The sequence below is a fragment of the Frankia sp. CcMO1 genome (assembly GCF_977945845.1).
This window is the reverse complement of record NZ_CDWTMG010000157.1, coordinates 1-11,166: the sequence shown is the minus strand read 5'-3', so window position 1 is coordinate 11,166 and position 11,166 is coordinate 1. Positions and strand designations below refer to the sequence as shown.

At 71.1% G+C, this 11,166-nt stretch carries 9 protein-coding genes; 5 read left to right on the top strand and 4 right to left on the bottom strand.

Going from position 1 to position 11,166, the window contains the following annotated elements; genetic code table 11:
- Positions 1-148 precede the first annotated feature (148 nt).
- Complete coding sequence (locus AC08OU_RS17120) at positions 149-1,471, top strand: MFS transporter (protein WP_476601141.1); 1,323 nt, start codon at positions 149-151, stop codon at positions 1,469-1,471.
- Here AC08OU_RS17120 and AC08OU_RS17115 read toward each other — a convergent pair.
- Entirely contained in the window at positions 1,431-3,833 is a 2,403-nt protein-coding gene (locus tag AC08OU_RS17115) for an AAA family ATPase (RefSeq protein WP_476605312.1), read from the bottom strand. The genes AC08OU_RS17120 and AC08OU_RS17115 overlap by 41 nt on opposite strands.
- Positions 3,834-3,835: 2 nt before the next feature.
- Complete coding sequence (locus AC08OU_RS17110) at positions 3,836-4,555, bottom strand: hypothetical protein (protein WP_476601137.1); 720 nt, start codon at positions 4,553-4,555, stop codon at positions 3,836-3,838.
- Positions 4,556-5,221: 666 nt separating this feature from the next.
- On the opposite strand from AC08OU_RS17110, the gene AC08OU_RS17105 reads away from it, so the two are divergent.
- On the top strand, positions 5,222-5,482 hold the full coding sequence (locus AC08OU_RS17105) for a hypothetical protein (RefSeq protein ID WP_476601135.1): 261 nt from the start codon (positions 5,222-5,224) through the stop codon (positions 5,480-5,482).
- Here AC08OU_RS17105 and AC08OU_RS17100 read toward each other — a convergent pair.
- Positions 5,446-6,642: an NTP transferase domain-containing protein gene (locus tag AC08OU_RS17100; RefSeq protein ID WP_476605311.1), complete on the bottom strand. Its 1,197-nt coding sequence runs from the start codon at positions 6,640-6,642 to the stop codon at positions 5,446-5,448. The two genes, AC08OU_RS17105 and AC08OU_RS17100, sit on opposite strands and share 37 nt — an antisense overlap.
- Positions 6,639-7,598 carry a GTP 3',8-cyclase MoaA gene (gene moaA / locus AC08OU_RS17095; RefSeq protein WP_476605313.1) on the bottom strand — a complete coding sequence of 320 codons (960 nt, stop codon included), beginning with the start codon at positions 7,596-7,598 and terminating at the stop codon, positions 6,639-6,641. Before moaA ends, AC08OU_RS17100 begins: the two co-directional genes overlap by 4 nt.
- A 302-nt stretch (positions 7,599-7,900) precedes the next feature.
- Here moaA and ppgK point away from each other — a divergent pair, with 302 nt between their 5' ends.
- The 3 genes from ppgK to AC08OU_RS17080 all read left to right on the top strand — a co-directional run bounded on the left by ppgK (position 7,901) and on the right by AC08OU_RS17080 (position 11,097).
- Positions 7,901-8,737, top strand: coding sequence for a polyphosphate--glucose phosphotransferase (gene ppgK / locus AC08OU_RS17090; RefSeq protein WP_462188331.1), 837 nt, complete (start codon positions 7,901-7,903; stop codon positions 8,735-8,737).
- A 294-nt stretch (positions 8,738-9,031) separates the two neighbouring features.
- Positions 9,032-10,738 carry a septation protein SepH gene (sepH, locus tag AC08OU_RS17085; protein ID WP_476605310.1) on the top strand — a complete coding sequence of 569 codons (1,707 nt, stop codon included), beginning with the start codon at positions 9,032-9,034 and terminating at the stop codon, positions 10,736-10,738.
- 158 nt (positions 10,739-10,896) lie between these two features.
- Positions 10,897-11,097 (top strand): DUF7455 domain-containing protein, encoded by a 201-nt coding sequence (locus AC08OU_RS17080; protein WP_009742431.1) that lies wholly within the window; start codon positions 10,897-10,899, stop codon positions 11,095-11,097.
- Positions 11,098-11,166: the final 69 nt, after the last annotated feature.

Sequence of the window (11,166 nt, the reverse complement as noted above, 5' to 3'; positions counted from 1 at the left end):
GAAGCGACAGTCACCATCGCCGCGATCAACGAATGGCTGCCCCGACGAACTTCCCAATCAGGCCCTAGAACCCGCCCTGGAGGAAAATGTTTACCTGATGCGAAATAACGATCTGCCGGCCGGCGTTGCCCTCACTGGAGGTGCACGTATGACCCTGCAGATGGAGAAGGTAGCCGGTTCGGCATCGAAGGCGGCAGGTGGCACGTTCGCCGCCCTGCGGGTGCCGAACTTCCGGCTCTTCCTCGGCGGCCAGATCGTTTCGCTCTGCGGGACATGGATGCAGACCATCGCCCTCGGCTGGCTGGTCCTCTCGCTCGGCGCCTCCGGCACGGCGCTCGGCCTCGTCACCGCCGCCCAGTTCCTGCCGGTGCTGTTCTTCGGGCCCTACGGCGGTCTGCTCGCCGACCGGACGGACCGGCGCCGCCTGCTGATCTGCACGCAGGTGGGTTCCGGGCTCGCCGCGCTGGCTCTGGGCATCCTCGACCTCACCGGTACGGCCCAGCTCTGGATGGTCGGGGTGGCCGCCGCACTCATCGGCCTGTGCAACGCCGTCGACAACCCGGCCCGGCAGAGCTTTGTCCAGGAGATGGTCGGGCCGGAGCACCTTCCGAACGCGGTCACCCTGAACTCGGTCGCGATAAACGCGGCGCGCATCGTCGGCCCGGCGATCGCCGGCGTCGTCATCGTGCTCGCGGGCACCGCCGGCTGTTTCCTCATCAACGCGGCCTCCTTCGGCGCGGTCCTGTTCGCCCTGCACCGCCTGGACATCTCAGCGCTGTACGATCATCCGCCGATACACCGGGCGCCGGGGCAGCTGCGGGCCGGCTTCGCCTACGTGCGCCGCACGCCGGCGCTGCGCGTACCGTTGGTCATGATGGTGGTGATCGGCACGCTGTCCTACGAGTTCCAGGTCGTGCTGCCGCTCCTGGCCCGGGAGACCTTCGGGGGCACCGCGGCCACGTACAGCCTGATGACCTCGGCCATGGGAGCGGGCGCGGTCGTCGGCGGCCTGCTGGTCGCCCGCCGCCGCCGGATCGGGCCCCGGGCCCTGAGCCTGACCGCGATGACCTTCGGTCTCATCCTGCTGCTCGCCGCCGCCGCGCCGACGCTGCCGCTCGAGATCGCGACGATGGTGCTGCTGGGCGCGACGAGCGTCGCCTTCATCTCGACCGGGAACGCCACGGTCCAGCTCTCGGCCGACCCGGCGATGCGCGGGCGGGTGATGGCGCTGTGGTCGGTCGCGTTCCTCGGCACGACGCCGGTCGGCGGCCCGATCGCCGGCTGGGTCGCCCAGGCCTTCGGCGCGCGCGCTGGGTTGCTCCTGGCCGCGGGCGCGGCCATCGGCGCGGCGTTGTACGCCTTCGGCTCCCTTCGGACCAAGACCGTGAAGGGCAAGACCGTGCAGGGCACACGTCCGGACCCGGGTCGGCTCAGTCCGATCCGGCCGCGGGTGCCGCCTCGGCGGGGCTGACGGCCGCCCGGCCGAGGTCGGGGAGTGTGTGCAGCTCATGGGTCTGCCCACGATGAGCCTGGACCGCGTTGGAGTGATAGCTCTCGGCGACAGCAAGGAAGTCGGGCTCGTGGTAACGGCGGCCGTCGACGGTGGGACCGAGGTGCCCCTCCATAATGGCCTCCACATCCTCACCGGTGATCGTCTTGTGGGTCTCCAGTGCGTGGGTGAGGGCCAGGATCTCCCGCCGGTTCGCGGCGAGCACCTTCTCGGTACGGGCGTAGAGCTCCCGAAGTTTGCCCTCGACCTGCTCGCCGAACGGCCGGTCGGCGTCGATGGAGGCGTTACCCATCTCCTGTTCCAGCATGGACAGGCGCGAGGCCAGAGTCTCCCCCATCGCCGCCGAGGAGATGAAGTTGGCCACGAGCAGGGTCGCGCTGCGCAGGTCGCCGCCGACACCGACGGTGTTGTCCCCCTCGAAGAACATCCGTTCGCCGACGAGCGAGGCGAGGGAGACCATCACCTGCACCTCGATCTCGGACTTCCACATGAACATGCGGTCCTCGACCGCGACGTGCGCCACGAACCCGCCGACGCCGCCGCGGCGTTCGATGGTGGCGAGGTCGATCACCCGCCCGCGCTGCATCCGGTAGGCGACGACGGCGTGGCACGCCTCGTGCAGGGCGATGCTGTGCCGCTCCCGGTCGATGTGCTCGTGGTCGTCGGCGAGGCCGTATTCCTTGATCACCCTGGCCTGGAGCATGTCCTGCCAGGTGATGACCTCCCGGCCGTCCTTCACCGCCTGGACCAGAGCCTCGTTGACGGTGTCCTTGATGGTCGCCCCGGTGGCCTCCGGGCTCATGATGGCCAGCCGGTCGATCTGATCCGGCGTGAGCTCGTGGCACACCTTCGACAGATAGCCCTCGAAGGTGCGGATCCGGCCCTCCTTACTGGGATAGCCCACCTTGTACTGCCGGTCGATGCGGCCGGGGCGCAGCAGTGCCTCGTCGAGCGACTGCGGCATGTTCGTCGCCATCATGACGAGGATGCGGTACTTGGGCGGTGGCTTGGGCCGCATGCCCAACGTCCGGCGCACCACCCGGTTGAGGAAGCCCCGCGGCTTCTTCAGGCCGGACATCTCGGTGAGCAGCGCCTGCAGGGTGCCGTCGAAACCACCGCCCCCGCCCCCGCCCACCACAAACTGCTCACGGGTGATCTCCGCGCGGGCCGCCCCGCTCAGGTAGGACAGGCCGTTGCACAGGTCCCCCGGAGCGGCCTCGCCCACCGATCCGGGGAACCCCGAACGGGCGAACCACGACCGGGCGCCGGTTCCGGCCCCGCGGCCGAATCCCCCGGCGAGCTGACCCCGGCTCCCCAGCGTGTCGGCCTCGTCGAAGAAGACGATCACCCCGCCATAACGCAGGGAGAGCTTGCGCAGCTTGCGGAACAGCGATTTCACCTTGAGGATGCCGACCCCAATGAACATCGCCTGGAAGGCACCCGGGTCGACGAACACAAAGGGCTTCCCGGTCTCTCCCGCGACCGCCTCGGCGATGAGCGTCTTGCCGGTGCCCGGCGGCCCCCAGAGCAGGATGCCGCCGGGAACATGACCACCCCGGCTCTCGATCTCCTCCGGCCGTTCCAGGTAGAAAACGTTCTCCTTCACCCGGCTGACGACGTGGTCCTGCCCCCACACGTCGGCGAAGCGGGTGGTGATGTCCTCGGGGAAGTAGACGTCGACGCCGCCCTTGGACAGGAACCAGAACATCACGACGAACTGGCCGACGACGAGGACCATGAGCAGGACGATCTGCAGAACCGCCGGGATGGCCTTCCAGACGGCGCCGGGGGCGTTCACCATCGCGTCGAAGACCGAGGTGTCGGCCAGGCGGGCGTAGACGAACAGGACGAGCGCGGCCCCGACGATCCACTTCAGCGCACGGCTGACCCGGTACCGGTTCCAGTCGTTGAGCCGCAGGAGCCGACGCTCGGCCTGCCCGAAGACCCGATCGGTCCAGAAGACGTAGTAGCCCGACCACCGTTCGCCCAGGAACATGTGGAGCTGGTGCACCAGTTCCACGCCCAGCAGGGCCAGGATCCACCAACTGTTCCTGGCCTGGATGCGGATCGAGTCGGCCCACGTCATCAACGGGTTGCCGGACACGTCGGCCGCCACGACGAAGACGAAGACCGCCCCGAGCAGGAGCAGGAACTTCACCCGGTCCCAGAAGGCGAGGGGACGGCGGCGTGGCTTGCCGGCGGTCACGCTCGCCGGTTCCGCCTCCGTATCCGTGCCACCGGGGCCGGGACCGGCCGGACCGGCGGCATTCGGCTTCGGGTCCCCGCCGTCGGCGGTCCCACCTGCCTGGTCTCTCACGCCCATGGCTACTGACCTCGGTCCGTCGGCTCGATCGTGAAGGACTTGGCGACATCGCCGATCTGCTGACCATGCGTGGCGTAACACAGCGACGAACACGCGAGGATCAGCTGGTAGAGCACTCGCTGACCATTGTCGAGCAGGCTCGTCTGATCAATAGTGACCAGTCCGGCCTGGGTCTGCACCTGGTAAACGAGGTGCACCCCGTGCACACCGTCCTTCTTGTGCACAACCTCGTCCGCGAGTAGCAGGAAGTTCGGCGTCAGCCGCGCACCGTAGGGGTTCTGCCGCACGGCCTGCTCCTGCGCGGCCACCGCGTCGTCGACGGAGAGGACGAAGTTGCGCAGATCGTTGGTGGAGACCGCGTTGGCCTCCTCCGGGAGCAGGTGGCGAACCTGGACGAACCCCTTCGGCTGCGTTGCGTCCGGCACGAGGAGCCGGGTGTTGTCGAACCGCTGGGCCGCGTCGATGCCGACGACCCATTCCCGCGGTATGAGACCGCGCAGCATCTCGGGGCTGACGTTGCGAGCGTCGATCCCGAAAAGCGCAGGCCCGGGCATCTCCTGGTGATTCCACCCGGTCGGGACGCGCACAAACGCGCCGTCCTTCTTGTTGGTTACGTATTCGTAACTCGGCGAGCCGCAGGCAGCGGCGGCGAGGAACACCGAGACGATTACGCTGAGCATCAGCAGGGTGCCAGGGGCGGACTTTCGGCGCGGACGTGTCATCCGACGTCGAGCCTCCACGGCGAACCTCCAGCTTCGCGAGGTTGAACACATGGTGCGGCGCCGGGCCATGGTCCTTTGCTTTCCTTCGAAAAGTGTGACTCAGGACGGGGTCGACATACGCAACCTTCGCTAAAAAGAGAGAAAGTACATACCCTCCGCTGTCGAATGCTCCGGGTGCCCGACGCCGCCCCGGCACACCGAACCCCGACTCGGTGACCGCAGGAGTCAAGGCGGTCACAATAAGTCATGATCCGCCTGCTGGGCAACACGAACGCCGACATCGAGGTGGACGCCGCTGCCCGGCCTCGGATCGGCCTGTGCGGCATACCCCGATCCCCCGCTGGTCGAACCAACGTCCCCGGCATGCCGCACGCCTCCTCCAGGTCGGGCCCCAGGCCGGGCCCCGGGTCGGGTGAAACACCATCCCGGGTGAGGCACCCTGGCCGCACTCGGGCGGTGCGGCCAGGGTCGGGCCGAACGCGGCATCCCAGGCACACTGTCGGTATAGCGCACTATCGGCATGGTCGTAAGGTTCCCGCGCTTCGTCCCGCGCGGCGGCACCTCATCGGCGGACTGACGGTGGTCGCGGTGTTCGTCCTGGTGGGGCTGGCCGCCTGAAACCCGGTCGCGGCCCTGCCAGCGCTCGCCGCGATCATCATACTCGGCGTGATCGACTGGGTCGTCGTGACGGCCTCCCCCACCTCCGGCGACCTGCCCTCCGGACCTGCCGCCTTCGCCGGGGACGAACCTGGCTGGGAGGGCGGGATGGACACACCGACGCAGGTACTGCCGAGGCTGACCTTCGGATATGCGCGGGCGTCGGCGCGTGGCGAGGAGTACGCGGAGCCGGACCAGGACGCGGTGCACACCATGGCGATCGACATGCGCGGCTACCTCGACGAGGCGGGTCCGGGCCGGATGGGCTGAGCGGACCCGGTCCCCGCCCGCGCCCGCGCCAGGAGGCCGAGCACGGCCGACGTCGCCGCGCGCGCCGCCGCGGCCTCCCGCTCACCATCCGTACCCCCCTCGCCGGCACCCTCGCCCTCGCCGGCACCCTCGCCTTCGCCATCCTCACCGTGGGCACCGCCCGCGTTCCGGCCGGCGGCCAGACCGACCAGGAACGCGGTGAGTGGCGCCGCGGGACGCGCGACCCCGTGGGCGACGTCGCGCGCGAGATCGAGGACGGCGCCCACGTCGATCCGTGCCGCGTCGAGGCCGAGCTCGGCGCAGACGTCCGACACCCACTGCGCCAGGACGTCCCGCTCCAGGAGGTTCTTGTCCAGGACGTTCTTGTCCAGGACGTTGCCGGCACCCGAGCCGACAGCTGCGGCGGGCAGCGGGCGATGACGTCCGGCCTCCGGGGGCGGCGGGCCCACCGAAGCCCGATGCTCGGACCGCGACTGGTGCTCAGGCTGCTGGTCATCGGCGGAGGTCATAGGTCCATCGTGCCGGGCCGGGCCACGCTCGCCCACCGCGGCCCAGCGGCGGGCCCGCGCCACATCCGCCGGTTCGTCGCAGTCGAGGCAGGTCTGGGCGGCCGCCTGGACCGCGGTCACCGGACGGTCGGCGAACAGGTCGCGCACCGGGCGCCCGATCGGATCCGCGGGTAGCGCCGCCCACAACGAGGCCGTCCGCCACACCGCGGCCAGAAACTGCCGGCGGCCGTCCGGGTCGACCAGCAGCGCGGCCTGCGCCGCGGGATCCTCGACCCCGCGGCGCAGCAGCGCGATCTCCCGGCCGGTCAGGAACGGCAGGTCGGCGGCGAGGACGGCGACGAACGGTGTGGTGATCTCGACAAGGCCGGCGGCGATCGCCGCGACCGGTCCCCCGCCGGGCGGATCCTCCCGACACCAGCGCACCCGATCAGGCGGAACCGGATCGACGGCCAGGTCGCGCCGGGGACCGACGATGACCACCCGTTCGGCGTCCGGCACCGCGGACAGCACCCGGTCGAGCAGAGTGGAACCGCCGACCAGCACCGCCGTCTTGTCCCGGCCGCCGAGCCGGCGCGCCCCACCCCCGGCCAGCACCAGGGCACTCCAACCCACGGGGGCACCGGCATGCGACCCGGACCGGGCCACCGTCATCCGCCGATCGCGGACATCGGCCGGTCCGGCTGCCGAAAGGTCGGTTCGTCGATGCCGTGCCCCGCCTTCTTGCCCCGCACGGCCGCCCGCCACAGAGCCGCGAGCCGCTCGTCGTCCGCGCCGGCACGCATGGGGGTCCGCAGATCGCTCTCCCGCCGGGCGAACAGACAGTCACGCACCTGGCCGTCGGCGGTCAGCCGGACCCGGTCACAGGCCGCGCAGAACGGCGCCGACACCGAGGCGATCACCCCCACCCGCCCAGGCCCACCGTTCACCTCGAACAGCTCGGCGGGCGCACTGCCGCGGCCTGGCAGCGGCGTGAGGGTGAACTCCGCCCGCAGGCAGGCAAGAATCTCGCCGGCCGTCACCATCGTGTCCCGACGCCACGCGTGCTGCGCGTCCAGCGGCATCTGCTCGATGAATCGCAGCTCGTAGCCCTCCCGCAGACACCAGCGCAGCAACCGGGGGGCTTCGTCGTCGTTGACGCCCCGGGCGAGGACGCTGTTGACCTTGACCGGGGTGAGCCCGCTCGCGGCGGCGGCGGACAGTCCGGCCAGCACGTCGCCGAGCCGCTCCCGGTGGGTGATCCGGACGAACCGGTCCGCGTCCAGCGTGTCCAGGGAGACGTTGATCCGGTCCAGACCGGCGGCCCGCAGCGGGCCCGCCAGGCGGGTCAGGATCAGGCCGTTCGTGGTGACGGACAGTTCGGGCCGCGGCCGCAGGGCCGCGAGCCGCGCCACCAGCTCCACCAGACCCGGACGCAGCGTGGGCTCACCGCCGGTAAGGCGGACCTCGGTCACGCCGAGCCGTCCAACCGCGACGCCGACCAGCCGGACTACCTCGTCGTCGGTCAGCATCCGCTCGCCGGGGAGCCACGCGAGCCCCTCGGCCGGCATGCAATAGGTACACCGGAGGTTGCAGCGGTCCGTCAACGACACCCGCAGGTCCGTCGCGATGCGACCATGGGTGTCAGTGAGGCTCGTTCCTCCAGGGTAAGAGCCGTTCGTCTGAGTCGCGGCTCGTCCCGAGCCGGGCCACGCGGCGGCGGGCTCACCGGCGGGACGCGATCGGGACGAAGAGGCCACGACGTGGGCAGTCGGACCGTGGCCGCCCCGATCGCCTGCGAGACTACGACTCGTGCGGTCGACGGACGTCCGCGGTCGCTGGGCAGCGGTTCGGCCCACGACACCGCGGCGGCACCGGCGGCAGGGCCGGCAGGGTCGGCAGGGTCAGAACATCGGTAGGGGAGGGCTCGGCGATGCAGGTCTTCGGGGTTGACGTCGGCGGAAGCGGGATCAAGGGCGCTCCGGTCAACGTCGAGGACGGGTCGCTGGCCGCGCCCAGGTTCCGGCTGGCGACTCCGCAGCCGGCCGAGCCCGCCGCAGTGGCCGCGACCGTGGCGGAGGTGGTCAGCCGCTTCGGCTGGTCGGGACCGGTGGGAGCCACCCTCCCCGCAGTGGTCAAGAACGGGGTGGCGCTCACGGCGGCGAACATCGCCCCGTCCTGGATCGACACCGATGTGGTCTCCCTGTTCGCCGAGGCGCTGAGCGGGTCGGCCGCCGCGACGGGCCCGGTGGACATCACCGTGGTGAACGACGCGGACGCGGCGGGCATCGGCGAGATGGCCTTCGGCGCCGGGCGCGACACCACCGGCCTGGTCGTCGTGACGACGTTCGGAACCGGGATCGGTACCGCGCTGTTCCTCCACGGCCAGCTCGTGCCCAACACCGAACTCGGCCACCTGGAGATCTCCGGACACGACGCGGAGACCAGGGCGTCCGATGCGGCCCGGGAACGCGAGGGCCTCTCCTGGGAGAAGTGGGCCAAGCGGGTGACCAGGTACCTCAACACCCTCGAGGCGCTGCTCTGGCCCGACCTCATCATCATCGGTGGTGGGGTGAGCAAGAGAGCGGACAAATACCTCGACCAGCTCGAGGTGCGTACCCGAGTGGTCCCCGCGCAGCTCCAGAACGAGGCGGGCATTGTCGGCGCCGCCATCTCCGGCCTGGTCGACCAGAACCGGCCCCGACCGGCTGCCCGGCCCGCCCGCCGCCGAGGTCCCGCGACCCGCCCCCCGGGCGGCAGGCGACCATAATCCACCGGTCGCGAGTCCACTCGTCCCGGATCCGGACGTTCCAGATCCGGACGTTGCGGATCCGGACGTTGCGGGACTGCCCGAACAGGCCCAACACGGTCAGACTGTGCGTGTCGCCCGCCGCCACGCCCGCGACCGACGCCATCAATGGCAGGCTGTCAGCTACCGGGATGCACAGGCTGAAGGCGGGTTGACGCATCATGTTGACATCCGCTCCCAGGCGCGTCCGGCGCAACGGTCCGCCCGCCGCGGCACGGCGACAAGCGGTACGGCTTCGACGGAGGAGGAGGCGCCATGCGCGAGCTGCGGGCGGTCGCACTCAGCGAGGACGGCGGCTACCTCGTGCTCACCGACGCGAACGGCAGGACGGACGGCGAGCAGTTCCGGGTGCCCGTGGACGACCGGCTGCGCGCGGCCCTGCGCGGTGTGCGTCGTAGCGAGGTGCGTACCGAGAGCGCGCTTACCCCACGGGAGATCCAGGCCAGGCTGCGCGCCGGGGAGACCGCGGCGGAGGTGGCCAGGGCCGCCGGGATCCCGGTGGAACGGGTGGATCGCTATGAGGGTCCCGTCCTCGCCGAACGTGCCAGGGTCGTGCAGGAGGCGCGGGCCGCGCTGCTCCCCAAGGATCCGGGGGGCGTGCCGGGACGGCCGTTGGGCGAGGCCGTCGACGCGCGGCTGATGGGAGCCCAGGACAATCCGGCCGCGGCGCAGTGGGACGCGTGGCGCCGCGTCGACGGCATCTGGCTCGTCCAGCTCACCTCGGAAAGCCGCTGCGCCCGCTGGACGTGGGATCCGGTGGTGCGCCGGGTGCGCCCGCATGACGACGCGGCCCGCACCCTCGTGGCGCCGGAGACGGCGGAGCAGCCGGCGCCGGTGCCCGCACCGTCATCTCTACCGTCATCCGTACCATCATCGTCGGCGGCGCTGCGGGCGGCGGGACCGGCGCTCACCCTTGTGCACGACCAGGGCATCCCCGCCATTCCGGTCAATCCCGCCATTCCGGTCCAGCCGATGGTCGCCGCGGTGCCGGAACCGGGCCCGCCGCCGGGAACACCGGCTCCGCAGCACAGCCTCCCCGAGCGGCAATACCCTCTGCCCGCGGCGCTGCCCTCCCACCCGGCCGCGTCGTATCCCGGGGACACCGCGGGCGGTGGAATCGCGCCCGAGTCGCCCGCCCGTCCGGAGGCGATCCAGGCGGCCGAACCGCAACCCGTGGTCGCGGACACCCGATCCGTGACCCCATGGTCCGTACCTGCCCGGTCCGCGGACCCCACGGCCCCGGGAGACCCGCGGTCGGCGGAGCGGAAGGCCGCCCGGGCCGAGGACGCCGAGTCCCTGGACCGTCCCGTCCGGCCCGAACCGATCCGCGGCGAGGTCTCTCGCCGGACGGCCGCGACGGGGCGAGGCGTTCCCGGCGGCCGCCCCAGGGTGGGGTCCGCGTCCGGGACCGGGCGATCAGGAGTGAATTCCCGGGCGGCCGTCGCGCCGGCCGGTCCGCAGCCCGTGACATCCGCCACGTCTCCCACCGGGACAGCCGCCAAGCCGTCGGTCCCGGGCTCGGCGCAGGTACCTCCCGTCGCCGCCGTGGAGCGGGGCGGGACAGCCCCCGCCGAACCGGAGCCGTCAGCCCCAGCCGCCGGTACAGCAGCGCGATCCGCTCCCGCCGAACCGGCCGCGGCAGCGGGCACCGATGCCGCCGCAGCCGCCGTGACCTCGGCACCAGCCGCCCGCGCCGCCGGATCCGGCACAGGTTCCACGCCCGGGGCGCGCCGCACGGCGGCTCGGCGGGAAGCCTCCGCCAAGGCTCCCTCCGCGCAGACGGAGGAGGCGGCGCCGGACGGGACCGACGAGACGACCGTAGACACATCGAACGCCTCCGCTGCGTCACGGGCACGTCCGAGTAACACCACCCGTGGGAGCGAACGTCCGGCAGGCGGTCGACGCGGACGCAAGTCAGTGCCAGCATGGGACGACATCGTCTTCGGCGCCCGACGTCCCTGATCAGACGACCGGGCGCCCGGGACGGGTACCCGTCCGTGGTATGGAGGACCACGGACACCACGCCGCTCTGGATGCAACGACGCCGCGAGAGCCGGCTGTGAGTAAACCGTCACATGGTCAGCTGGAACGTCTGACCGCCTAACACAGTTGGAGTAGATGTGACAGGGACTACCACTAAGCCGACGCTGACCAATCTTGATCGTTGCGACCGGTGCGGTGCCCAGGCCTACGTGCGGGTCGTGCTGCCCGGGGGCGGCGATCTCCTGTTCTGCCGACACCACGCGAAGTCGCACGACTCGAAGCTGCGTGAGATGGCTGTTGAGTATCACGACGAGACCGACAAACTCAGCGTGTCCTGAGCTCGGCCGCCCAGGCACACCAAAAGGGACACATCGCGATCTAGGGCCTGTTTGGGAAGTTCGTCGGGG